Here is a 25350-nt window from a genome sequence, read left to right on the forward strand (position 1 = left end):
CTCACCTACTTATCGTTTTATGTTGAAGCGCTCTATACACATGACTCGGTAATTGGATATTTAATTTACTTTGAATAAATTGACTTGCTCTCAATAACTTCTCTTCATCAATATTCGTTTGGACACCTAACTTATGGAGCATATGTACTAAGTCATCGGTTGCAACATTGCCTGATGCTCCTGGTGCATATGGACATCCCCCAAGACCACCACAAGAACTATCAAATGTTGTAATACCATATTCTAATGACTTAACTACATTTGCCAGAGCCATTCCATACGTATTATGGAAGTGCATTGCAAACTGAGAAGCATCATATTTCTTTAATAAATGTTCTAATACGCGCTCTACTTGTAACGGATTCGCTACACCGATCGTGTCACCAAGAGAGACTTCATAAATGCCATATGAGAATAGTTGATTACATAATTCGTCAACTGCTATGGCGCTTATGTCCCCTTCATAAGGGCAACCAAATACAGTAGAAACATAGCCTCTTACCTTTTTTCCTTCGAACATTGCCTGCTTTGTTATATCTTCAATGACAACTAATGCTTCTTTAATTGATTTATTAATATTACTTTTATTATGAGATTCACTTGCTGATAAAAAAACATTCACCTCATCTACATTTTGCAAAAAAGCTCGTTCCAAACCATTTTGATTTGGAACAAGCGCTGCATATGTAACATTTGGATCCCTTTTCAGCTCAGAAAACACATCATTTGCATCTGCTAATGCAGGAACCCATTTAGGGTGAACGAATGAGGAAACTTCAACGTACGATAATCCCGCCTCTGTAAGTAGTTGAATCCATTTTACTTTATCTTTTGTGCCAACAATCTTTTTTTCATTTTGTAAGCCATCACGTGGCCCGACTTCTTTAATGACAGCAAAATTAGGTAGTTTCAATTCGCTTCCCCCTATATCTCCCTATTCAATTTCTAGTAATACATCTCCTTCATTTACAAAGTCGCCTTCTTGCACATTAATTTTCATAACTGTGCCAGCTTCTTCTGAAATGATTGGAATTTCCATTTTCATAGATTCCAAAATGACGACATCCTGCTCTTCCTCTACTGTATCTCCTACTCCTACAACAATCTTCCATACATTTCCTGCCATCGATGCATATACTTTCGTCATCATTTTTTCCCCCTTAATATTGTTAAACCTTATTTTTTAACAAGTTGTTTCGTTACAAAACCCGTAGTATAAATACCACTTTTGAACACATCATCTTCCAGTACTTGAATTAGCATTGGTGTGTTCGTTTTAATACCTTCTACTTTTAATTCTTCTAAAGCATCATGTAATTTCGAAATTGCTTCTTCACGAGTTTCACCATGAGCAATGACTTTCGCAATCATTGGATCATAGAAAGGTGTAATCGTTACTTGATTCTCTAAAAAGTGATCAATACGAACATTTGTTGGCAGCGTTAAATTTGTAATTTTCCCAGGTGATGGGAAGAATGTTTTCGGATCTTCTGCATAAATACGTGCCTCGATGGCATGACCACTACGTTTTACATCATCTTGTGTAAACGATAACTTCTCACCACATGCAATTAGAAGTTGTTGTTCTACAAGATCTAAACCAGTAATTTCTTCTGTAACTGGATGCTCTACTTGTAATCTCGTATTCATCTCTAAGAAATAGAAATTTTTCTGATCATCAACTAGAAACTCAACTGTACCAGCATTTGTATATCCAAGAGCTTTGGCAGCTTGTACAGCGACTTCACCCATCGCTTTTCGTGTACCTTCATCTAAAAATGGTGAAGGTGCTTCTTCAATCACTTTCTGATTTCGGCGTTGTACTGAACATTCACGCTCCCATAAATACACTGTGTTACCATGTGTATCTGCTAAAAGCTGAATTTCAATATGGTGTGCATCTGCAATATAACGCTCTAAATACATTTCTCCGTTACCGAAGAAGTTTTGCGCTCTTGTTTTGTTACTTTCAAATGCTTTGGTGAGCGTTTGCTCAGTTTCCATCAACTGCATTCCAATGCCTCCGCCGCCTGCGGATGCCTTCAGCATTAATGGATAACCAATTTGTTTTGCAATTTCAATTGCTTCTTCAGCAGTTTCAATATTTGTAGTAATACCTGGAACTACTGGGACATCTGCAGCTTGCATTGCAATACGAGATTCGATTTTACTTCCCATCTTCGTAATGATTTCTTCTGATGGACCGATAAATACAATCCCTTCTTCTCTACAGCGAACCGGAAAAGACGGATTCTCTGATAATAATCCATATCCCGGATGGATTGCTTCAGCATTTGTCTTCTTAGCTATTTCAATAATTTTTTCAAGGTTTAAATAGCTTTCTTGGACACGCGGTCCACCTACTAAGTAAGCTTCATTTGCCATTTTCACATGAAGGGCATTTTCATCTGCCTCAGAATAAATAGCAACAGTGCGAATGCCAAGTTTTTGACAAGTTTTCATAATACGAACTGCGATTTCCCCGCGATTAGCAATTAATATTTTTTGAAACATAGTGATTCCTCCCTTTTATCTACATCCTAAATGTCTAGCAATTACGAGACGTTGAATTTCAGAAGTTCCTTCACCAATTTCTAATAGTTTCGCATCACGAATATGTCGTTCTACTTCATATTCACGCATATAGCCATATCCACCATGAATTTGTACTGCATGATTTGCAATACGGCTTGCCGCTTCAGATGCGAAAAGTTTTGCCATAGCCGCTTCTTTACCGAAAGGTTTATCGTTATCTTTTAACCAAGCTGCTTTATGTACTAAATTACGCGCTAGCTCTACTTCAGTCGCCATATCAGCTAATTTAAATTGAATCGCTTGGAAATTAGAGATTGATTTTCCGAATTGTTGACGTTCTTTCGCATATTGCAGTGCACGTTCAAATGCAGATTGTGCAATACCTACTGCTAATGCTGCGATTGAAATACGTCCTCCATCAAGTGTATATAAGAATTGTTTAAATCCTTTATTTACATCACCAAGAATATTTTCTTTCGGTACACGTACACCATCAAGTACGATTTCACATGTATTAGAAGCACGAACACCCATTTTATCGTAAGGACTTGTGATCGTTAATCCTTCACTTGTAGTCGGTACAATAAATGCCGAAATGCGTTTTCTACCATTGTCTTCAACGCCGTTGACAGCGGTTACAATAATTGTATTTGCATACTCTGCATTTGTAATCCAACACTTTTCACCACTAATTACATATTCATCACCATCTAATACAGCTTTCGTTTGTGTACCACCTGCATCAGATCCAGCGTTCGGCTCAGTTAATCCGAAAGCACCTAACGTTTTACCTGATGCCATTGGAATTAAATATTTCTGTTTTTGTTCTTCTGTACCGAAATAATAAATTGGTGAAGCACCTAATGAAATTGTTGCAGCGTAACTTAATCCTGTGCCACCACAAGCACGACCAATTTCTTCAACTGCTAACGCGTACGATACAGTATCGCCACCTGAACCTCCATACTCTTCAGGGAATGGGATGCCTAATAATCCTAGTTCGCCCATTTTTTGAAATGTTTCATATGGAAATTCCGCAGTTTTGTCATAATACACAGCTTTCGGTGCGATTTCCTTTTCAGCAAAGTCACGTACCATTTCTTTAATCATTTGTTTTTCGCGAGTTAGAGTAAATTCCATTCCGCTACACACCCCTTATCGAATATTGAGTTTCGACAGCGTGCGAGTTTCTACTACAATCGTTACTACTTAAAGACAAGAATATTAGTTAGATAATTGTTATAATTCTGTCATAACTTAATTTTAAAACAGATTCTGTACTAATGCACAAAAAAATTCCTACATTGTTCTACAACAACATAGGAGTTTTCTTGTCGAATTATGTAATTTATTGTTTAATAATCTCTACCTTTTCCCGAATCTGAAATCTCTACTAAAGCATCAGGGTATGGTTCGAAATATGTCTGTCTTAATAAATACTTTTCATCAAATCGAAGGGCCCATGATTTTAAAATTGCCAGTAGACTACTAAGCGGGATTTTCTTTTCTTTATATTTTTGTATCAAATCTAAAAAATGATCTTTTTCTTGTTTTTTTAATTTTGTTTTAAAATATCCGAAAATATGCTCACATACATTTACATTCGATGTATAGCGGGGTGTTCGCATAAATAATTCATATAGAGTCTTCTCATATTTATCAAATACAATTTCAATCTTTTCATTTTTTTGATTTGCAATAATGCGCCCTAATTCCTTTTGTTTTACCTGATTATATGCCATAAATAAATATTTATTGTCCGACTGAAACGATACAAGGTCTTTCATATTTTTATTATATTTAATCATTTTGTAATATGCGATTGTAAATAACCTTGTAAAGAAATGTTCTCTAATAATAAAATTCGACAATCTACCTTCTTCTTCAATTGGAAGATGTGGAAATTTTTTTATTACTGCTCCGCCAAATAAGCCCGATCCTTTTCCTTTTGCTGGCGCTTTTTCAAAACCAGAATAAATTTTCACATCACGCGTACCACAACTTGGCGAACGATTCTTTAATATAAAGCCATCTACATCAGATATCGTTTGTAAAAAGACATTTGAAAATCGCTCCATTTCTCCAGTTACATCTGCCCGCGTCGACGGTTGTACTAGTCTATTCACACCATTTTCTTCTATCATTCGTATCGTTTCACGAGGAGTGCCCAATCCGATCTCGACTTCTGGACAAACAGGTATAAATGTAACAAATGGCTGCAAATTTCGTATTGTTACATCTGGAATCATCTCGCCATTATAACGACATGCATCAAATTCTAAACATTTACTTACAACAATTTTCGGCTTAGCAAATTGGCGCATCACATTACCTCCGTGGGGTTAATCCGTACAATATAAATTGAATCGTGTTTTCAATTTCCAATTCATCATCCCATTTTTCTTCAGGCAATAATAAAAAACGTGTTAATAGTAATCCTAATACAGCTGATAAAGTTAGACGTAATACAGAAGATGGAGGCATTTCAATAATTTCCCCTTCTTCTTGAAACTTTACAATCAACTTTTTAAAATGTGAAAGTAACTCTGTTTCTACTAAATGTTGTATTTCATTTTTCAGTTCCGGTTGAAATGGCACTTCTTGAATTAATATTTTTATCATTGGAAAGTGCTTTTTTGCAAATTCAAAACGATTATGAATAACAACTCTTAGTAGCCCTTCATACGATTCATATTCCGATTTAAATATTTCCTTTGCGAAAGCTTGTACGAAAAATGGTGCAGCAAACTTTGTTAATGTCGGCATGACGACCGCTAACAATAAATCCTTTTTCGTTTTATAGTAGCGGAAGATTGTTCCTTCCGCTACACCAGCACGCTTTGCAATTTCACTTGTTGAAGTTGCAGCATATCCTTTCTCACCAAACATATCAACAGCCGCCTCTAATATACGCATTTGACGTTCATTTCGTTTATCCGTATTTGTTGCGGCTATTAATTCTTCTAGCCAATCCTTCTTCATTTATTATGCTCCTTTGTATCATCATTATATTTTTCGATGTTTCTTTAATGCAAATACATTTCCTATTGCAAATAACAAAGAAAAAAGTAGTAATACAGTAAGATCTAATGCAATTTCTGTAAACCCTTGATTTCGAATCATCACTTGTCTCATTGCGTCAGCGCCATATGTGAGCGGAAATAATTTTCCCAACATTTGGAGCCACTTATTCATAGATTCAATTGGAAACAAACCAGAAAAGAAAATTTGTGGCACAATAACAAGCGGTATAAACTGGATCATTTGAAATTCATTATTTGCGTATGCCGATAAAAACGTCCCTAAAGTTAATGCAGTTAAAGAAAGCATACATGTAATAAGTAGCGTTAGCCATATAGAGCCAGCTACATATAAGTCTAAAATATAAACTGAAAAACTTACGATTATAATGGATTGTATAAATGCAAAGATTCCAAAACCGATAATATATCCTACAACTATTTCCCATCTTCGTACCGGAGTTGATAATAACCTTTCTAGAGTACCACTTAAACGTTCTCTTACGAAAGACACTCCAGATAAAATGAACACAAAGAAAAATGTAAAGAAACCGATTAATACAGGACCAAGCCCATCAAACATTGTAAAATCTTTAGAACCATGTAAATAATTTACTTCAGGTTTCATAATCGATACATCGTTCTTCTCTGTACTCTTTTGTAAAACTTGAAGTACAGCACGATTTTTTGATGAATCACTACCTTCTAATACAACATGCATTTTTCCACTTTCTAAATGAATTACTGCATCTATCTTTTGTTTTTCCAACTCAGACAATGCCTTTTCTTTACTATATTCATAAATTGTCGCTTCCTGATTTTCCATCACTTTTACTACCTGAGCTGGCATATCAACAACTGCAATATGCGGAACATAGTCTTTTTGTGTAAACACTAGCGACAATAACCAAAGTAATAACATAGGTGCTCCAAACATCATCGCTAACGAACGCTTATCTCGAAAAAATTGGCGAATAATACGAATGATTACACCAGTAACTCTCATGATAGGGCCACCTCTTCCAGCAAAAAGACATCTTCAATCCGTCCTGATGATACCCGCTTTTTCAATTCTTCAGGCGTTCCAGTCGCAACTAGCTTTCCTTCTCTAATCAACCCTAGGCGCTCACAAAACTCAGCTTCATCCATAATGTGCGTTGTTACAATAATGGTAGTACCTTTCTTTTTAAGATCATAAAATTTTTCCCAGATCGTTTTTCTAAGCAGCGGATCTATCCCGACTGTCGGTTCATCTAAAATTAATATTTCAGGTTCATGAAGGAGTGCTATCGCTAATGATAAACGCTTCTTCATCCCACCTGAAAAATGCTGTACTTGTTTTTTCATATGTTGTGATAATTGAACAAGGTCAAAAACCTCTTGTATTCTTTCTTTTTTATGCTTTCCCTTTAATCCATACATTGTTGCAATAAAATCTGCATTTTCATATGCTGATAGTTCTTCGTATAACGCATCAGCCTGAGCCATATAACCAATTTTTTTCATTTCATTTAAATTAGGCATGTTCGTATTGTAAACAAACACTTCACCTTCTGTTGCTTCATTAATACCTGCAATCAATTTAATAAGAGTCGTTTTCCCTGAACCAGAAGGTCCAACTAAACCAAATATCTCTGCTTTTTCAACTTGCAACGAAAGATTGTGTAACACTTCTTTTTTCCCAAAACTTTTTGACACAGTTCGCAAAATAATGGAAGGTTGCTGCACGTTTTATTCCCCCTTTTCTAAAAATGAGTGAGTACTCACTTTTATTTTACTCTTGCGTAATTATATGTCAAACTTCATTGATTAGTATGTATTTTCAATCTTAAACAATGAAACAGAGTCGACATTAGAATATCATTTCTTAAAGTCGACTCTGTTTCATTTACATTATATATTTTACTTTACGTTTTTAAATTCATATACTTTCTAATTCTAGCAACATCTAAAGAATATTCGATAACTAACTGCTGTAACGGTAAAATAACTGTGTCAGGATATAAATGTGCATATTGTAATGTTTCTGCATATTTTTCTAACCTTTTTTCTAAATACTTTATAATTTGATCAGGATGACTAACTAATAAACATTTACAATAATAGTGTATTTGTTCCTCAATCGCCGTATATTCTTCAATCTCATATTCTTTATGCATGTGTACACCCCTTTAAGTTTTTTACGTGAATTACTTATCACAATTTTCACTCGACAAATTTTAAGTTTTTTGATTATTTACACTATAACAAACTCTCCGGGTCAAATTTTGTTACTTTATGTAACGTAGAAAATTTTTAACAAAATTGTAATGTAAACTTGTATAAGTTACATTTGGCTTATTTTTTCCGTACAAAAAATCGTACAGTTCAATTTAACTGTACGACTACAAGTTCTGGCCTATTGAAAATTCTTTGCGGAATGACACTATTGCCTAAACCTCTACTTACTACCATAGACGTATTTTGTTTTTCATATAAACCAGCTGTATATGTAGGGAAAATCCCTTGATTCGGAGCAACTAATCCTCCGATAAATGGCAATCTAACTTGTCCTCCATGAGCATGCCCCGATAACACTAAATCTATTTGTTCATCAGCATACTCTGTCAAAAATTCAGGCCTATGTGATAGTAATACATTAAATGTATCCGGCTGCATTTCAAATTTCACTTTTGAAATTTCATCTTTGACAACACTTCCTTCATCACGGTTTCCAATTACAAATTCCGGATCATCAATACCAAGTAAATTTATTTTTTGTTCCTCTTTTTGAATGGTTATATGTTCATTTCTTAAAACAGTAACATGGTGTTTCTTCAACTCTTTCTCCAAATCATTATATTTTCCTGACCATTTTTCATGGTTTCCTGTGACAAAATACATTGGATACTCCTTTACAAGTTCTCGTATTAATTCCATACTTACTTCTGCATCATATGATTTAATGTCAATTAGATCACCTGTAATAACAATAATATCCGGATTTTCACCTTTTACTTTTTGAATTAAAGTTTCTTGATTGTCGCCAAATTTTTTATTATGTAAATCTGAAATTTGTAGAATTTTAAAACCCTTAAAAGTAGAAGGAATTTTAGTAGATTTTATATTAACTTTAGTAATACTTATTATATTGTTCTGTACATATAAAAAAATACTCATACCAATTAAAGTAACAATAAATAATATGATTCTTTTAATCTTTTTGTTCATATTTCCTCCTAAAATCTTAATTAGTACTACAATTGTCACTAAACAATCCACTAGATTTTTTTAAAAGGGGTAACAATTTAGTTTTGGTAGTTACGGACAAGTTTCTAATTAATGAACTGAAGAACTTATATACTTCTGATGAAGTATACATGCCAGGTTCCATTTTAATCGTAACTTTATGATATAACATCAAAGCCGAAATTCCTATGTAAAGGAATTTCGGCTTTTTGAGTTCAAACAAATATATTAGTTTTAGTACTACTTACCTTGATTAATTAGAAACACATTAACATATTTGTTCATAAATTTATCGTTAAATGATCAAATATCACATGATATTCATTAAAATCCCATAATAATACTCAAGTATTCAGCAATCAAAAAACTACATTTATATCTTGCAGTTGTACCACTTAATACATACCAAATTTCTTTCTATATGTCGTGGTTGGTTTCGTCTCTTTCCATAATCAACTTTGTATAAAATATTTATCTTGGTGATTACTCCTAATGAATATCTTGCTTTTTAAAGTTTCCGCCTTTTACTTCCGCAACATCATATACAGTAACAAAGGCATTTTCATCAATTTCATGAATAAGTTCCTTCATTTTATTTTCTTCTAAACGACTGATAACACAGCTAACTTCTTTATAAGCATCTTTCGAAGAGCCTCCATAAATTTCACTATAGATTGCACTTCTTCCGAGACGTTCCCATATTGCGTCTATCATTAATTTAGGTTCTTTTGTAACAATTTTAAACGTTTTAGATCCACTTAACCCCACTTCAATGATATGAATGACTTTAGAAGCAATAAAGTAAGCTATCGCAGATAAAATTCCACCTTGAAGACCAAATACTGTTGACACAAAAATAAATACGAACATATTTAAAAACAAGATTAGATCACTTGTTCCAAACGGTAATCTTCTAGACAACAATACCGCTAGCATATCAATTCCATCTAACGCTCCGCCATTACGAAGAGCCAATCCCATACCAAATCCGATAATAACACCACCAACAACAGTAACTAACAATGTATCTCCTTCAATAATTGTAGGCACATTATGCATGACCACAGTACCTATTGCAAGTGATACAATACCAATAACTGAATACATTGCAAATCCTCTACCAATTTGTTTATAACCTAACCAAACAAATGGTATATTAATTAATCCAATTAAAATACCTAATGGTAACCCAAATAGCTGAGAGCTAACAATACTAATACCTGTTACACCACCATCTGAGACGTTATTAGGAATTAGTACAGCCTCTAATCCATACGCCGTTATTAATGCTCCAATAATAATCAAAATCGCTTGCGAAATTTTTTTAAATGTATTAACATTTTTCTTTTTTGTACTTTCCATCACAATTCCTCACTTCACACATTTTTCTCGTCATTTCATTATTACATCAGCTTCTTTATACTTAGTGTCGCACCTACTATGTAATTTCTCTCATGCTATAACTTCCTATACTTAATTAAAGTGTACGAATACGCTAAACAGTATGTGTATAAATTGTTATAACTAAAATCTAATCATAAGTTATCCTATTAATTTCTTCTTTACAAACCACAAACATAACAAATACTATAAAAATAATTGGTTAAATTCATATTTTCTGCCACCCAGTATAAAGATTTACACTTCTTTTTAAATCTACTGCTAATGTAAAGATATTTATCGAAATATCAATTTTCAATCGTTCCCCCTAACACGTAACCATTAAATTTCAAAATCTACTACAAAAATATTTCCTCCTAATCCGTTATCCTCTTTCCCATTTAAACACTATGAAATTATTGTTAATAGACCGCACACAGAAACTAATAGATATTTCACCTCGAACTGTTTATAGGATCCAAGTCATTATTAGTAGTCAATTCCTTTCAAACCCATAGTTAATGGAATCAATTCCATTAACGTGATGAGTATAGATTTACAATTTTAAAAATAGCACTAATTGACCGATATACTCATTCGGTCAATTATAATATACCTAAAACTAAGAAAATATTCCATTCGTTAATATTATTTCTTTCTATGTAATTCATAATCATAATGTACGATTATTTAAGTTTTTTGTGAAACTAAGTAAGCTATATAAAGCCTATCCTCCAAGGTTTTCATCATGTGAAAACTATTTTAAATTACATATCTATATAGAAGTATTTCTCTTAAATACTCCCCCTCATTTACTATATCGTAATAAATAGTCCATGAAATAATAATTTTCCACTTATATATGTACTATTTAAAAATACAAAAAGCGACTCTTTCACATTAAAAAGAATCGCTTTCCACATTCTTATTTTCAATTACATTACTTAAAAAAATTGAGAACCTATCACCTTAGAGCATTAATAACAACTTCAGCTGCCTCTGCAATGAGTTGATTATCATAGGTAGCCTCTTTCTCATCTTTACTGGATAAAATTGCGATAATAATTGGTGCTCTATTCGGCGGCCAAACGATAGCGATATCATTTCGTGTCCCATAACTTCCAGCTCCTGATTTATCTCCAACTATCCAGTCCTTTGGTACTCCCGCACGAATAAGTTTATCTCCTGTAGCATTTCCTCTCATCCAATCTGTCAGAATGTTACGCTTTTGATCTGGAAGCGCATTTCCGACTGTAAAATCCTTAAGGTTCGTAGCAATTGCTTTCGCCGTACTAGTGTCACGTTTGTCTCCTGGAATAGCCTCGTTTAATTCTGTTTCAAGGCGATCAGACTTAGTAACCCGATCCTCAATCTGTCTAAGCGCTTTTTCATATCCTTTCGGTCCGCCTATTTTATGAAATAAAATGTTCCCTGCAGTATTATCACTGTAACGAACAGCAGCCTCAGCAATTTCTCCTAGTGTCATTCCAGTATCTACATGTTTCTCAGTAACAGGTGAATAATCCACTAAGTCTTCTTTCGTATAAGTAACAACTTCATTTAATTTTTCAGTAGAGTTTTTCTGTAGTAATACCCCTGCTGCTAACGCCTTGTAGGTTGATGCAAAAGCAAACCTTTCGTTAGATCGATAAGAGATTGTTTGATTTGTACCAGTATCTATTGCATACACACCTAATCGAGCATCGAATTTTTTCTCAAGTTGAGAAAAGTCTTTATACGTCGCATGATTATTATGTTTAACTGGTTCTGTCTTTTCTTTCGCTTCAACTTGTGATGCCCCTCCTGTAAAAGCTTGTAGACTTGAAATACTTAAACCTAATATACCAACGCATATTCCTATCTTTAGCATCCTCTTGTTTTTCAAAATCATCATTCCTTTCAAGTTCTTAACCATTTTTTACTTACACATACTAGACAATCACCGAAACAATTTTGTTCCATAAACTTTTAAACATTTTTAACTAGTATGAGAGTCATTAACAAAATAAGAGATAGCAACAATGCTCGTCGCTATCTCTTATTTCAAATCTTATCTTTATTTATAAAGACCTTTATATAAACAGAATCTCTTTCGCTTAGAGAAGTGTACAAGTTTTACTGAATTTGATTCAGATTATCTGTATTAGTAGCTTCACCATGCATACGTTGCTTTTTCAAATCAAAATATACATCTAAAACTTCCTTTCCAATTATAGAATTAATTCCACTTTTATCGTTATGAAGCCATGGAACTACTACAGAAAAGGCTACTTCTGGATTATCATATGGAGCATACCCAACTAACGTTAAGTTGTAACATTCCATACGTTCCCCCTTCGCATTTCTACCAATTGGATCATCTCCACCATATACAGTTTGAGCGGTCCCCGTCTTTCCTGCTGGCTTGTATGGAGCATTTTTGAAATACTTCACACCAGTTCCATCACCTTCTTGGAATACCCATCTAAAGCCTTCTTTTATTCGATCAATATGTTCTGTCTTCATATCAATTCGATTTAATACGACAGGTTCTATAGAACGAATAACTTTGCCAACCTCTTCTTTTATTGATTGCTCTCGTATTTCTTGTACAATTTGAGGTTGCATTCTATAACCGCCATTAGCAATCGTTGAAATATATTGTGCTAATTGCAACGGCGTATACGTATCATACTGACCGATAGAAAAATCTAGTAAAAACCCAGGCTGACTATCTACTTTTCTAGTTTGGCCAATTATTTCATTCGGTAAATCTATTCCTGTTGGCACGCCTAATCCAAATTGTTTAAAATAATAGCGCATCGTATTAAATGCTTCTTGTTTTATATCCAATGAACCATTTGGTACGTAATTAACGCCCGCAATTTTTAAAGCTGTCTGGAACATGTATACATTCGAAGATACTTGTAGCGCCCGTAAATCATTAATATTACCAAATCCGGATACATTCCACGATTTCTTAGCTTGTGTACCTTTAAATTTCATCGGTGCATCATAAAATTGATCTCCTGGTTGTATTGCCCCAGTCTCATATCCAGTTAATAAAGTTGCACCTTTTACAGCTGACCCTAGTTCATACGACGTCGTCATATTACCTAATGCCAAATCCTCGATTTCCATTTTCCCTTCTTTTTCTACTATCCTTTTGCCTGCCATAGATAAAATCTGTCCGTTATTCGGATTCGTCATAACAACAAAAGCTCGGTCCAATAGTGGCTCTGAACTCTTAAAAGCTCTCAAATTTTTCTCTAAACTTTCTTCCACTTTCTTTTGTAATTCCATATCAATCGTTAATGTTAAACTATTACCACTTTTTCCTTTAGAAATTATTTCTGTGTTTATAATATTTCCTGATTTATCTGCAATGTTTTTCACTTCTGCTTTTGTGCCGTGTAGCACATCTTCATATCGTTGTTCAATATAACTTTTCCCTACACGATCATTACGGTTATATCCGCGTACTAAATAAGAATCTAAATTTTCTTTTGGCAGACCTTCTTCGCTACTCGTAATATTACCTAACACGGAACGAAATAAATTACCATTTACATAATTGCGCTCCCAATCAACCGTTGCATCTACCCCAGGAAACTCCGCAAGATTTTCACTGATTCGTGCATACTCTTGATCTGTTACATCTTTTTTTATAATTTGTGGTGTCAGTTGATAACCTGCGCTCATTTTACTTTTAATAGCTAACACCTTTAAATCTTGTGCTGTTAATTCTGCCAATTCTACTTCTGTAACGCGACTTCGTCTTAAGTCTTCAATTTTTTTATCTAACTCTTTTCCCTCTACTCCCTTTTCTTTAAACTTTTCTATATCTTTTTTCGTAATCATTGTCTCCGCACGTTTCGTATTCAACTGCATCCAAAAATCTTTTTTATCGATATCTTTTAATTTATTTATTTCTTGTTCAGGCATTTCAAGTACTTTTGCCAAGTCTTTTGCTGTTTTTAAAATATCTTCACTAGTAATTCCCTTTACCCTTGTATACGTAATCGTACGAAGGGATTTATTATTAACAACTGTTTTCCCTTCTCGATCTAGTATTTGTCCACGTGGAACTGGAATGCTAGTTGTTGCATTTTGACTGTTTTCCACTTGGTTCTTATAAGCCTCTCCTTCTACGATTTGTACTTTTCCTAGCTGCATAATAATAGCTGAAAATAATAAAAATATGCAAAGGAACATTATATTTAATCGTATAGATATATACGTCTTGTTCTTTCCTTTTTGTTTTTCCATAAATCCTCCATTTAATTCCTTATATGTTATATACCGTTGACCGATTATAAATATCGTTTCGACTTTTTTGCTAAATCCTTGTTAGCACCCATCCCTTTTCGTTTAGCTACGTAATTCATAACTCTCCTTTCCTGTTTTCTCTCTATTTTTTGTCGCTAGCATTAGAAATGCTAAACTATATACTGACCCATATAAAACTTACAAATAGATTTGCTAAAAACTTTTCATACTGATTATTCCTTTCTTCATGCTGTCATACTTAATAGACAACCTAAATAATAAAGTTGTTCCACATTTACAAAAAAAATAATTAACTATAAGATGAAATAAGCTAAAAAGGGAGGGTTTTATGTTACATACAAAAATAAAAAGATGGAGATTTATAGCGATTCTTTCTATTGTAGGTTTGATATTAATAATTTTGTTAAAAAGCCATTTCTTTTCAATTACTATCGAAACTTCTTCGGCCGAAAGAGGACAAATACTTGATCAAAATGGTGTAATACTAGCTACAAATAAGAAAGTTAAGTCTCTATATTGCACTTTTAATGATGAGAAGCTATCGAAACAAGATACAGCAAACACATTAGCTTTTTCCAATCAATTTTCAAGCGAGTTTCAACATGACATTTCTACAGAGGACATAAAATCTCAATTACAACAATCTTGTAAAAAGCAAACTATGAATGATATACCTTTATACTCTGATATAACTGAGAATGAACTTGCATTCATAAACAAAAACAAACCCAATAATGTAATAATAAAAGATGAAGTGATTCGATATTATCCTAAACGTGAAATTGGTTCACAGGTAATTGGGTATGTAAAAAATGACCTTAATGTACCCGTTGGAAAAAGCGGGATTGAGCTGCAATATGAAAATGATTTAAAAGGAAAACCCGGAAAAACTCTTATTTTTAAAATGAATAATAAAAAGTTCTTATGGAACATGCAAAAAGTACAAAAAGGAAAAGATATCCGGCTAGCTTTAGACTCTAAGTTGCAGCAAAAAACAGAGGAAGCATTAAGATCTCAAATCAAGAAAATAACTGATGTTAATACTGGTTATGTTGTGGTAACCGATGTGAAAACTGGCGCAATTTTAACTATGGCCAATTCAGCAGTGTTTGATCCAAATACATTATATGAACAAGTATCATCTAAAAAAGAAAACATCAAATCACTTTCGCAAAATAAAGCAATTCAAAAATTAAAGTATGGTGAATCTTATGTAAATATGGCCTCAACTATAAAGCCACTTACTATTTTAATTGGATTAAACGAAAAGCTTTTTCAACCTGAAGATACTTATTTAGATAAAGGTACTTTTCAATATGATAATCAAAATAACATTACGAATGCACCTGGAACGCCAACAGGTGAGATTACACCGAGGCAGGCCATCATTAATTCATCTAACACATTTATGACAGCAAAAGTAGCGCTACCCTTATTCAACCAAAATAATGGGAATATAGAAAAAGTTGCACATATATGGACAGAGTATTTAAAGCAATTCGGCCTTCGTTCTAAAACTGGGATTGATTTACCTTTTGAAGAAGACGGACAATATGAATTTCATCCAACAAACAAGTTTGAAAATGGTATCTCCGCCTTATTAAATGCCTCTTGGGGAGGAAATGAAGTACACACTCCTCTTCAACTTGCTCAATATGCAGCAACTTTAGCAAGTAAAGGTGATAAATATAAACCTCAAATCGTAAGTGCTATTATTGATCAAAATGGTAAGGAAACCAAAAAGTTTAAACCAATTTTAGAAAGTTCAAATCGTTACCCGGTGAAATTTTGGAGTGTCGTGCAAGGTGGGATGAGCCAAAATATAGAGGAAATTAAAAACTTACCCTTTCATGTCGCAGGTAAAACAGGCATAACAGGTGCTCCGAATGAGCAAGAAAGAATGATAAACCATTCTCTTTTCATTGCATATGCTCCTACCGAAGATCCACAAATTGCCGTTTCTGTCGTTATTCCTGGTAGTAATTCAGAAAAAAATATTGCTGCTCTCGTTACCTCAGAAATTTTAGAGTACTGGAATACTCTTCAATAAGAGAATAAAAACATAGAGGAAGGTTCATTAAAGTGAACCTTCCTCTTTACCATATAGAATCTATATTCGTTATTTTCCATTTACCTTCATGATCCTTTGCGAACATGAAAGAATATTTAATATCAGTTAAAACATACTCTTTTTGTACATATCCAGTATTACCGCTAATTGTCGATACTTTTATATATCCATTATTCTGCACTTTTTCTGGAATCCAAGCTTTTACCATTTCATTAGATACTTCGTATAAAACTTGTGATTCTCGCTTTGGTTCAGCTAAAATTTTCGTTTTATTTCCAGTAACAGTTGCATATATATAATGCGCTTGCTTTGGTTCGTTACTTTCTGTCAATCCACTTGGTACATTGTATGCTTGCTTTGTATCATTTGTAAATTCTCCCCCCATGGTAAGAGCAACTTGCAACTCATGAAAAATATCTTCATCAAATTTCAATTCATCCTTCTTATAACTCTTCCCTTTAAATAGAACTTCATCATTTAACGCTCTATACAAGTCATTTTCATTTTTTGAATTTGTACTTTGATATAATTCATTCATAAATTGTTTTAATGTTGGATCTTGAGCAGATTCATCTTTAGTTTTAGGCTTAATTTGTGTACTACTTTGGACCGGTGATTTATTATCATCAAGCCATGGTTGTTGAACGATAACAAATAACATTGTACAAACAAAAACAACTATAATAGGCAGAGCTTTTTTACGAAACGGTCTTTTATGTTTTACAAGATCCGCTTCATTATTTTCATATATAGACTGCTTTATTTTAAAAATAAACTCTTCTTCATCGTTACGATTCTCCATTGGGCCTTTTTTTAATTGTTTATACCAGTCAGGATTTTGTTTATTGTTCATCACTACTACCCTCCCCTATTAATTTTGAAACCTTACTTCTTGCTCGGCTTAATCTAGATTTTACAGTTCCAATGGATACTCCTAGTGTTTCAGCCATTTCTTCATAAGATAATTCATATTTTGCGTCTAAAATTATTATTTCACGGTGTTTTTTAGGTAGTTTTAATACAACCTCCCACACTTCATTCATTTCCTCTTGCTTAAAAAATTCACGTTCTGCCGATGGAGATTGCTTATCGTCACTAAAAAATCCTATTAAAGATATCCTTTTAAAATAAGAAGATTTCAAATAGTTTATTGCCGTATTTCTTGTAATTTTTAATATCCACGTTTTAATAGATGACTCCTTTCGAAATGAATTCCAGTTTTTAAATACCTTTATAAATACATCTTGCGTGATATCATCTGATAAGTGTGGATCTTTCGTAATAATAAATGAATAATTCCATACATCTTGCCAATAATCGTTTATAACATAGTCAAGCTCATCATGATTACATTTTTCAATAAACTTCTGTTCCATTTCCACACCTCGAACTTATTTGAATAAACATAAAACTACCCTCTCTTTTATTATGGTTTCAATATATAGACAAGATACAAGTTGTATTTGTTCCATTGTTTATCTTTTTTTGATAAAAAAATTCTCTTAAAAAGATATAGGTGTGCCATTACTTTCATAAAATAATCAGCTATATTTTCTCTTATATGACAGGCTCCTAAAAACAAGTAACGCATACAATGTTAAAAATACACTCATAAAAATCTGATTATTATTTTTGAATTTCACGCAACACTCTACTTGTACTATATTTTTTTAGAGCATACTTATTTGTATGCTCTATTTATGTTTTACTAAATAACTGGTTTTTTAGTTTAAAACTTGTCCATTTCAATTTGTTCACCTCTTCTATTTACTGTCAGCAATCTCACCCTTTCAAAAATGAAAATAAAGATGGGAATGGGGTATCAACTTTCTACACCCACAACAAAAAAGCATTCTCGATTAAGAAGAATGCTTTTTCGAAGCTTACTTATACTTTGTTTTGCATGATTTATACCTTTGTGTTAGGCAAACAATGAATACAGTAAAAGATTTTACTTTATAATTGATTATTATTTTTGGAAAATATGTTTTATTTTTTCAGCTGGTACGTTACTCCCCCCTCTTCCTTTTACATCTTCGATCATCATGGTAACGATCATGTCAGGCGCATTTGCATCAAAAGCTGCAAACCATCCAAGTTCTTTTCCGTCTGCTTCTTTCGACTCCTTCAGTTCTGCTGTACCGGTTTTACCAGCAAGAGTTATACCATCAACCTTAGCAATTCTCCCCGCGCCATCAGGGTCATTAATGACTTTTATTAATGCGCTCTTTAATATCTCTTGATTCTTTTTAGAAACCACATTTTCTTTCCAATTCCCCGCTACTTTTGCTTCTTTTAAAAGATGAGGCGACGGAATATTCCCTTCATTCACAATCGGTGCATACGTTAATGCTAAATGAAGTGGTGTCATTAATACTTGTCCTTGTCCATATCCCGTGTCTGCTAGTTGAATATCATTTTTTATCCCATCTCTTGCAATGATTGAAATAGGAAATTCATATTCGATTGGTAATTTTTCATGAAATCCGTATTTCTTAAATTCATTTACATACTGATCTTTTCCCATTTTCAAAGCTTGTTGAGCAAAATAAATATTATCAGAGTACTTCATTGCCTTATCAAAATCAATTGGACTAGCTTCCTTCACACGTGTTACATAATAATTTCCCCAAGATGAATCTTTTGCCCACTTTAATCCTTGAATTTTAAATTCTTCCTTAGGGTTTATAGTGTTTGTTTCCAAACCAATTGCACCAGTAATCGTTTTAAATACGGAACCTGGTACAAATGCTTGTGTGAAACGATTCATCATTGGTAGTTTCGAGTCGTTATTCCATGCTTCTCGTTGGGCTTTTGACGCGCCTCTAACTAATGTATTTGGATTATAAGCAGGGCTACTTACAAGTGCAATAGTTTCACCCGTTTTAGGATTGACCGCTGCACTAGATCCTGCCTCATTTTTCATCTCATTAAAGATTTTTTCTTGAATTGCAGCATCAATTGTTAACGTAACGTTTTCCCCTTCTTTTGCTTCTTTTTTCGCTACATTTTTAATCTCTTTTCCATTCTCATCTTCTATAAATACGCGTCCACCTTTTTCACCACGCAATTTATTCTCTAATACTTTCTCTAAACCTGCCTTACCTACTAAATCATCTGCTTGATACCCTTTTTTTTGAAGCGATTTTAACTCCTCTGCATTCACCTTTCCTATATAACCAGTTAAGTGTGCGGCCGCTTCTCCTAATGGATACGTCCGAATATTTACTGGGCGAGATGATACTCCTTCTAATTCAATATAATCATTCTGTCTAGTTCCTTCTTTTAAAATACCAATTGGTACAAAGGAGTCTGGTTTTATCCATTTCGCTGTAAGCTTCTGATCGACCTCTTCTATAGACATATCAAGTAATTGTGCTACTATTTCTTTTGTTTGCACTGCCGTTTCGCCTAGTTTCTCTGGAATAATTCCAACCTCAGTCGCTTTACCATTCGTTGCAAGAGCTTTCCCATTTCGATCATATATTTCTCCACGTTTTCCTTGTTCTATTTGCATACGTACTTTGTAATCTTTTTTCATAGCTGGAAAAATGAAGTCTGGTGTCCAATCTATTTTCCAAGATTCTTTTTCTTTCACAAGTTTTGCTTCATGGATAAATGAAGCTTTTCCTCCATCCGTATCCATCTTAACTTCAAAAAGAAAAACTTCTTTATCTTTAGCATTTTCTGCTTTCGTATTAACTTTTAAATTCTTAACGCCAATACCTTCATAAATTTTTTGATATTTCTCTGTGAATTCCTTTTTAGAAATTGCTTTTTGGGCATGTTTTGATAAATGATCATACATATTTGCAAATTTTCTATCATTCCATAAATTCACATATTCTTCAAATGCTTGTTTTGGCGATTCGTTTTTATTACATCCTACCAATATAACTGCAAAACAAAAGAAAAGCAGCATCCATAATTTTTTCAATTCAATCTTCTCCCTTAGTTAAAAATGTTTATTCCTTTCTTGATCTATTAAATAAAAAATGTTGTAACGCTTAATAGACAGTGTAAGTAATGAAATTGTTCCACATTTACAAAAAAAATTGATTTATGATCAAGTTACATTCGAAGGAGAAGATTTTAAGATTCTTACAAACAAAAGTAGCGGATCTATTTAACACTATTATTTAAAATATCTTTTTGTTTAGGTTCCCCGCTCTTATCCTTTTTGTAGATATTTAATACAAAAAAGGACCCTTATTCTAAGGGTCCTTCAACAAAAAATAACAAAGTGTATACAATATAAAAGAATTAATTAAAGTTTAATTTATAGACGCTGTATATCCTTCTATTTCGGATCAAAACCCCTGTGCTGTATGCGACTGGGGATTCATTCACTCTAAATCTTATTTAGAAGAGTCATGTACAGGTAAACTACTATGAATTAATTCAGCAACTTTTACATATCCTTTTGAGTTTGGATGAATTAAATCCGTAGACCAAAGCGAATTATCATTAACTAATGGATGATTCCAACAGTCAACATGATGAAGCTTATACTCTCTACTCAGTGAAAGTATAACTTCGTTAACCTCTAATAATTGTTCTTTTAACATTTGTTTTTTTTCAGAAGAAAATGGAAGCCGAACTGTAAAATCTGGAAGGTTTGCTATAATAATATCAGCATCTGTTTTACTTAATGTATCTATCATAAATTCCATATCGTTCTTATATTCTTGATGATTCCAACGTCCTTTTAAAACATCGTTTGCACCTGCAATTAGACTAACTAAATCTGGATTAAACGTTAATGCCTTTTCCAATTGCTGTGAGCGAATTTCTTTAGTTACTAACCCACGCTTTGCAAAATTAGCATATTCCATATCGTTTACACAAAGTTGAACAAAATGATCTACCCAGCTTTTTAATGCTATTCCCTCAACTTCATCCCCTATGCCCTCGGTAAAACTATCACCAATCGCTACAAATCGCTTCCACATATGTAATCCCCCTTTTTGTTATTCCTATCTACACTATATAATAGTTCACAGCGTATATCTATTTTCATTGCAATTTAATTGAATAATAAATCTTCTTTTATCCTATGTAAATTAAACTATCCTTGTACCTGAGTGCTATGAATCAAAAAATCAAAATAAACACCATCCTTTTTGTATATTTCTACAAAAAGAATAGCGCCTTTTGATTATATGGATACAAATTTATTTTAGCTTGATAGCAATTCAAATAGTTCCGAAGGACCAAATTTGAAAGTTAATGCCCGCTTCAATTCCAAGCCATCCACATAAAAATCTATAATAGTTTGAAACCTTTTGTTTCAAACTATAAAATTAGCTTTTTACTATATCAACCGCACTATCCCACATACCACTAAAAAAAGATCCGATGTTACGCATAAAACGTGTAAACCAATTTGCTTGTTCTATATCAGATTTTGTTACAAGGTCTACTTGTAATGATTTACCTAATAAGAACCCAGGATCTTTACTATCTTTAGGCGAGATAATCATTTTACTAATTGTTACACCTTTTTTAATAGGTGCTTCTTGTACTTCATTCAATACTTTAAATTCTTTTTTATATACATCTTTGTTGCTCTTTGGTATTGGAAGTGAAACAGCTTGCTTCGTTTGAACGACTACATCTTTGTCTTTTGCATTTGCTACTCGCACTGTTTCATGCCCGTTTACTACTGAATCTTTTCCATAAACTTTCTTCATTTCAAAATTCGCAAATCCATAATCATATAATTTCTTCGTTTCATCAAAACGTGCTGCATGGGAGTTTGCTTTTATCACTACAGAGATTAAACGCATGCCGTTTCTTTCTACTGTACCAGTGAAACAATCACCAGCTTCTGGGGTAGTTCCTGTTTTTAACCCATCTACACCTTCGTATTGCTTACTTAAACCTTTTAACATCCAGTTAAAGTTCGTCATATCAATTGGATATTTGCCACCTTGTTGGAATGTTTTTTTAGGGATTTTTGCTGTATCTAATATTTTCGGAAAATCTTGAATAAGACGTTGTGCTAAAATCGCACAATCTCTTGCGGACATTTTATTTTTCCCATCCGGAGTTGTCCCTTCTGGATGATGTCCTTTTAAATCATAGTTTGTTAAACCTGTTGAGTTTACCAATTTATAATTTTTCATTCCAAACTCTTCTGACTTATCATTCATCATTTTTACGAAATTAACTTCTTTTCCAGCAATCTCTTCAGCTAAAGCAATTGTTGCACCGTTCGCAGAGTAAATTGCCATTGCCTCATATAACTCTTTTACTGTATAAGAGCCACCATTTTCTAATGGAACGTTTGATAATGAGCGATCTTGCGAAATCTTATATGCATATTCAGAGATTTTAACTTTTTGATCCCATTTAAGTTTTCCTTTCTCCACCGCTTCATGAACTAAATATTCACTCATCATTTTTGTCATACTAGCAATTGCTAATGATTCATCTGCGTTTTTTTCATATAAAATTTTCCCGGAATTTGCTTCTACTAAAATTGCCGATCCTGCTTCTACGTCTATAGCAGAAACTGTTTCCGCTGTTGCTCTTCCAGATGTAACAACTATGCTACAAAATAGTGTAAGCACTGTTACTATTGCAATAAATCTCTTGCACAACATATCTTTCACTTCTGTTACCTCCAATATCTTTGTACTCAAAAAAACGTTATTACTGCATAATCCCTATAAAAAATAGACAGTTTTATCAAATTACATATAAGACGTTAGTATCGCTGTCATATAAACCCTCTTATCCCACACTATTAGGACACTGATACTTTGTATCCCCACACACGCCCCTATTTTTAATACCTTTTTATTTTTTTAAATGATTCATACTTTTATATTTTTTAGGATTACAATTAACAGACAACCTAAATAATACATTTGTTCCACATTTACAAAAATAAAACCAGTGTATCCCGATTAAATATCGAGACACACTGGTAGCCAAACATTCGTTTATTAGCTATCAAGGATTTTAATTATTTAATTCAGCTATTTGCTATACTCATACCTAAGATGAATTTTCCTTAGTCTAGACTATTAATTTTTTATAATAAAAAACTACATCCTATATAGAATGTAGTTTTTTCACAGACTTATCTATTTTTTACTTCCTTTTTATAAAAATCATATAATAGTCTAATAGATGAGCTAGATAATATAGGCATTGCCTTCTCAACTAATTCTCTATCCCAATCAAACCAACGCATCTCCATTAGCATATTCATTTCTGAATCAGTGAACCGCTTCTTTATTTCCTTAGCAGGATTTCCACCAACTATTGTATACGGCGGAACATCTCTACTTACGACAGATCCTGCTGCAACGATTGCACCTTCACCGATTGTAACGCCAGGCATTATTATAGCATTCATTCCAATCCACGCATCACTTTTAATGACTGTATCACCCTTCGGTTCATATGAATGTTCAATTTGCTCAGCGAATGGATAGACTGTAATCCATTCTGAGTGATGATTATGATTACCACCCATTAAAATGACTACTCCACTGGCAATACAAACATAATTCCCAATAATGAGTTTATCAAGATGCCATCCCATCTGTTCAATTGGGTTGAAAAGCGCTCGGGACTTAGCATCCCCCCACAAATACCTTACACAGCCATCTTCAAAATTTTGATGACCATAGTAACCTGAATAATAGGAGTACTCTCCTACCTCAATGAGTGGATTTGTTACTATATCTTTTAAATACTTCGTTTCTGACCAATGATTATATAATGGATGTTTCATTACTTTATTCCTCGCTTCTAAGTATTGTAGATCTTTGTAATTCACTTAGAAACTTAATACAACTGCTACATTTTTTAGCTTTCTCAAACGACGAATCATTATATTCAAGCCTTTCTTTTATAATAAAAAAATCATAACGTGATAAATTACATAAGTCAAATTGTAAAATTATGTTCTGAAACTTAAAGTATGAATTGAAATTTCAACATTAAAACAATCGAGTTTTCAAATAACAAATCCCAATTATATATAATCCAGATTTCTTAGCTATACAGCTAACTTTTTTCTTATATTAGCCTTAACTCCCTCGATATCGTTTTATTATTTATTGATTTGTCTGATAAATCAATAAATGTTAATATGATTATAGAATATATTATCATCCATTAGATTTCACAGCTAGTTTTTCACAAAAGCGATTTCTGAGTCTTTAAGTAAATAGGAGGTTTAGAACATGAAACTTTTAAAGCAATCAACAATTATTGGTGCATTAACTGTTGGAGGATTTTTATTTTCGAATACAATTGGTACACTCCCACCCGTGTCTGCTGAATCACAACTTACACAAAAAGAATCACTATTTTTAGATAATTGGCGTTGGCAAAACTATTTTTTATTACATCATAATGCAGATTTTTTAGAAGAGTTAGCAGTTGGTGACTTAAAGCATGGAGATACATTCGATGTTACTATATATACTGGTGGTAAAGATACTGGTATTGTAAAAATATATCAATTGAGCGGAAATGAAAATGATGACATAAACTTGCATAGATATAAAACCATTTATGACTCAGGTTTAAAACATGATTATGGTAGATTTGTAACCCCTATTACTAAGGCTTATAATCCTGGAACATATGTAGCTGTTATGAAGCTTGGAGAAAATTATTATTATGGGGGCAGCTTTAAAATCTCAAAATAATATATATTTATCTCACCAGCAAACAAAATCAAAAAAACTTCTCTATCTTATATAAGATAGAGAAGTTTTTTTGATTTTTCTCCCTTTTTAAGATTTAAAAAATCCTTACTTTCTTTATAAATTATAATTTTTATTCAATAATTGTTTCCACCTCTTTTAGTACCACAATTCA

Annotated in this window: 21 protein-coding genes; 2 read left to right on the forward strand and 19 right to left on the reverse strand. The window is 33.0% G+C overall.

Going from position 1 to position 25350, the window contains the following annotated elements; all coding sequences use genetic code 11:
- Position 1: 1 nt before the first annotated feature.
- The 13 genes from mvaB to FOT98_RS14010 all read right to left on the reverse strand — a co-directional run bounded on the left by mvaB (position 2) and on the right by FOT98_RS14010 (position 14411).
- The gene (mvaB, locus tag FOT98_RS13950) at positions 2–913 is read right to left on the reverse strand and encodes a hydroxymethylglutaryl-CoA lyase (protein ID WP_063261013.1); all 912 of its coding nucleotides are present in this window, start codon (positions 911–913) and stop codon (positions 2–4) included.
- A gap of 21 nt (positions 914–934) precedes the next feature.
- On the reverse strand, positions 935–1150 hold the full coding sequence (locus tag FOT98_RS13955) for an acetyl-CoA carboxylase biotin carboxyl carrier protein subunit (RefSeq protein WP_001987345.1): 216 nt from the start codon (positions 1148–1150) through the stop codon (positions 935–937).
- A 26-nt stretch (positions 1151–1176) separates the two neighbouring features.
- Entirely contained in the window at positions 1177–2514 is a 1338-nt protein-coding gene (locus FOT98_RS13960; protein WP_061680409.1) for an acetyl-CoA carboxylase biotin carboxylase subunit, read from the reverse strand.
- Between the two features lie 15 nt (positions 2515–2529).
- Positions 2530–3675, reverse strand: a complete 1146-nt coding sequence (locus FOT98_RS13965; RefSeq protein ID WP_061680410.1) for an acyl-CoA dehydrogenase — start codon at positions 3673–3675, stop codon at positions 2530–2532.
- A 215-nt stretch (positions 3676–3890) separates the two neighbouring features.
- Positions 3891–4859, reverse strand: coding sequence for a YbgA family protein (locus FOT98_RS13970; RefSeq protein ID WP_063261014.1), 969 nt, complete (start codon positions 4857–4859; stop codon positions 3891–3893).
- A 4-nt stretch (positions 4860–4863) separates the two neighbouring features.
- Positions 4864–5517, reverse strand: a complete 654-nt coding sequence (locus FOT98_RS13975; protein ID WP_063261015.1) for a TetR/AcrR family transcriptional regulator — start codon at positions 5515–5517, stop codon at positions 4864–4866.
- 24 nt (positions 5518–5541) lie between these two features.
- Complete coding sequence (locus FOT98_RS13980; RefSeq protein ID WP_063261016.1) at positions 5542–6561, reverse strand: ABC transporter permease; 1020 nt, start codon at positions 6559–6561, stop codon at positions 5542–5544.
- Positions 6558–7283: an ABC transporter ATP-binding protein gene (locus FOT98_RS13985; protein ID WP_063261017.1), complete on the reverse strand. Its 726-nt coding sequence runs from the start codon at positions 7281–7283 to the stop codon at positions 6558–6560. The genes FOT98_RS13980 and FOT98_RS13985 overlap by 4 nt, the downstream gene beginning before the upstream one ends.
- A gap of 179 nt (positions 7284–7462) precedes the next feature.
- On the reverse strand, positions 7463–7714 hold the full coding sequence (locus FOT98_RS13990; protein WP_000548621.1) for a hypothetical protein: 252 nt from the start codon (positions 7712–7714) through the stop codon (positions 7463–7465).
- A gap of 208 nt (positions 7715–7922) precedes the next feature.
- Positions 7923–8765 (reverse strand): metallophosphoesterase, encoded by an 843-nt coding sequence (locus FOT98_RS13995; protein WP_063261018.1) that lies wholly within the window; start codon positions 8763–8765, stop codon positions 7923–7925.
- 507 nt (positions 8766–9272) lie between these two features.
- A complete protein-coding gene (locus tag FOT98_RS14000; RefSeq protein WP_063261019.1) occupies positions 9273–10145 on the reverse strand; it encodes a YitT family protein in 873 nt (290 codons plus the stop codon).
- A 982-nt stretch (positions 10146–11127) separates the two neighbouring features.
- The gene (gene bla, locus FOT98_RS14005) at positions 11128–12078 is read right to left on the reverse strand and encodes a class A beta-lactamase Bla1 (RefSeq protein WP_390842304.1); all 951 of its coding nucleotides are present in this window, start codon (positions 12076–12078) and stop codon (positions 11128–11130) included.
- Positions 12079–12278: 200 nt separating this feature from the next.
- The gene (locus tag FOT98_RS14010) at positions 12279–14411 is read right to left on the reverse strand and encodes a peptidoglycan D,D-transpeptidase FtsI family protein (protein ID WP_063261020.1); all 2133 of its coding nucleotides are present in this window, start codon (positions 14409–14411) and stop codon (positions 12279–12281) included.
- Positions 14412–14760: 349 nt separating this feature from the next.
- Here FOT98_RS14010 and FOT98_RS14015 point away from each other — a divergent pair, with 349 nt between their 5' ends.
- Positions 14761–16482: a peptidoglycan D,D-transpeptidase FtsI family protein gene (locus tag FOT98_RS14015; protein ID WP_063261021.1), complete on the forward strand. Its 1722-nt coding sequence runs from the start codon at positions 14761–14763 to the stop codon at positions 16480–16482.
- 46 nt (positions 16483–16528) lie between these two features.
- On the opposite strand, the gene FOT98_RS14020 is transcribed toward FOT98_RS14015, so the two are convergent.
- From FOT98_RS14020 to FOT98_RS14045, 6 genes are all read right to left on the reverse strand, one after another.
- The gene (locus FOT98_RS14020; protein ID WP_063261022.1) at positions 16529–17356 is read right to left on the reverse strand and encodes a hypothetical protein; all 828 of its coding nucleotides are present in this window, start codon (positions 17354–17356) and stop codon (positions 16529–16531) included.
- Positions 17346–17879: an RNA polymerase sigma factor gene (locus FOT98_RS14025; protein ID WP_061680421.1), complete on the reverse strand. Its 534-nt coding sequence runs from the start codon at positions 17877–17879 to the stop codon at positions 17346–17348. The genes FOT98_RS14020 and FOT98_RS14025 overlap by 11 nt, the downstream gene beginning before the upstream one ends.
- A 593-nt stretch (positions 17880–18472) precedes the next feature.
- The gene (locus FOT98_RS14030; protein WP_063261023.1) at positions 18473–20440 is read right to left on the reverse strand and encodes a penicillin-binding transpeptidase domain-containing protein; all 1968 of its coding nucleotides are present in this window, start codon (positions 20438–20440) and stop codon (positions 18473–18475) included.
- Positions 20441–20861: 421 nt separating this feature from the next.
- The gene (locus tag FOT98_RS14035; protein WP_063261024.1) at positions 20862–21455 is read right to left on the reverse strand and encodes an SGNH/GDSL hydrolase family protein; all 594 of its coding nucleotides are present in this window, start codon (positions 21453–21455) and stop codon (positions 20862–20864) included.
- A gap of 351 nt (positions 21456–21806) precedes the next feature.
- Positions 21807–23120, reverse strand: coding sequence for a D-alanyl-D-alanine carboxypeptidase family protein (locus FOT98_RS14040; protein ID WP_063261025.1), 1314 nt, complete (start codon positions 23118–23120; stop codon positions 21807–21809).
- 473 nt (positions 23121–23593) lie between these two features.
- Entirely contained in the window at positions 23594–24253 is a 660-nt protein-coding gene (locus tag FOT98_RS14045; protein ID WP_063261026.1) for a CatB-related O-acetyltransferase, read from the reverse strand.
- 454 nt (positions 24254–24707) lie between these two features.
- On the opposite strand from FOT98_RS14045, the gene FOT98_RS14050 reads away from it, so the two are divergent.
- Positions 24708–25178 carry a DUF5065 family protein gene (locus FOT98_RS14050; RefSeq protein ID WP_063261027.1) on the forward strand — a complete coding sequence of 157 codons (471 nt, stop codon included), beginning with the start codon at positions 24708–24710 and terminating at the stop codon, positions 25176–25178.
- The last annotated feature ends 172 nt before the right edge of the window (positions 25179–25350 follow it).

It is taken from the genome of Bacillus sp. HY001, assembly GCF_007558965.1.
Taxonomy (GTDB): domain Bacteria; phylum Bacillota; class Bacilli; order Bacillales; family Bacillaceae_G; genus Bacillus_A; species Bacillus_A mobilis.

Bases quoted from the DNA above. Each gene is read 5' to 3' on its own strand.
- FOT98_RS13975 (WP_063261015.1), bottom strand. From the start codon at position 5,517: ATGAAGAAGGATTGGCTAGAAGAATTAATAGCCGCAACAAATACGGAT.
- FOT98_RS13965 (WP_061680410.1), bottom strand. From the start codon at position 3,675: ATGGAATTTACTCTAACTCGCGAAAAACAAATGATTAAAGAAATGGTA.
- FOT98_RS14020 (WP_063261022.1), bottom strand. From the start codon at position 17,356: ATGAACAATAAACAAAATCCTGACTGGTATAAACAATTAAAAAAAGGC.
- FOT98_RS14000 (WP_063261019.1), bottom strand. From the start codon at position 10,145: ATGGAAAGTACAAAAAAGAAAAATGTTAATACATTTAAAAAAATTTCG.
- FOT98_RS14015 (WP_063261021.1), top strand. From the start codon at position 14,761: ATGTTACATACAAAAATAAAAAGATGGAGATTTATAGCGATTCTTTCT.
- FOT98_RS13955 (WP_001987345.1), bottom strand. From the start codon at position 1,150: ATGATGACGAAAGTATATGCATCGATGGCAGGAAATGTATGGAAGATT.
- bla (WP_390842304.1), bottom strand. From the start codon at position 12,078: ATGGTTAAGAACTTGAAAGGAATGATGATTTTGAAAAACAAGAGGATG.
- FOT98_RS13995 (WP_063261018.1), bottom strand. From the start codon at position 8,765: ATGAACAAAAAGATTAAAAGAATCATATTATTTATTGTTACTTTAATT.
- FOT98_RS14035 (WP_063261024.1), bottom strand. From the start codon at position 21,455: ATGTGGAAGCGATTTGTAGCGATTGGTGATAGTTTTACCGAGGGCATA.
- FOT98_RS13970 (WP_063261014.1), bottom strand. From the start codon at position 4,859: ATGCGCCAATTTGCTAAGCCGAAAATTGTTGTAAGTAAATGTTTAGAA.
- FOT98_RS14010 (WP_063261020.1), bottom strand. From the start codon at position 14,411: ATGGAAAAACAAAAAGGAAAGAACAAGACGTATATATCTATACGATTA.
- FOT98_RS13990 (WP_000548621.1), bottom strand. From the start codon at position 7,714: ATGCATAAAGAATATGAGATTGAAGAATATACGGCGATTGAGGAACAA.
- FOT98_RS14045 (WP_063261026.1), bottom strand. From the start codon at position 24,253: ATGAAACATCCATTATATAATCATTGGTCAGAAACGAAGTATTTAAAA.
- FOT98_RS14050 (WP_063261027.1), top strand. From the start codon at position 24,708: ATGAAACTTTTAAAGCAATCAACAATTATTGGTGCATTAACTGTTGGA.
- FOT98_RS13980 (WP_063261016.1), bottom strand. From the start codon at position 6,561: ATGAGAGTTACTGGTGTAATCATTCGTATTATTCGCCAATTTTTTCGA.
- FOT98_RS13960 (WP_061680409.1), bottom strand. From the start codon at position 2,514: ATGTTTCAAAAAATATTAATTGCTAATCGCGGGGAAATCGCAGTTCGT.
- FOT98_RS14025 (WP_061680421.1), bottom strand. From the start codon at position 17,879: ATGGAACAGAAGTTTATTGAAAAATGTAATCATGATGAGCTTGACTAT.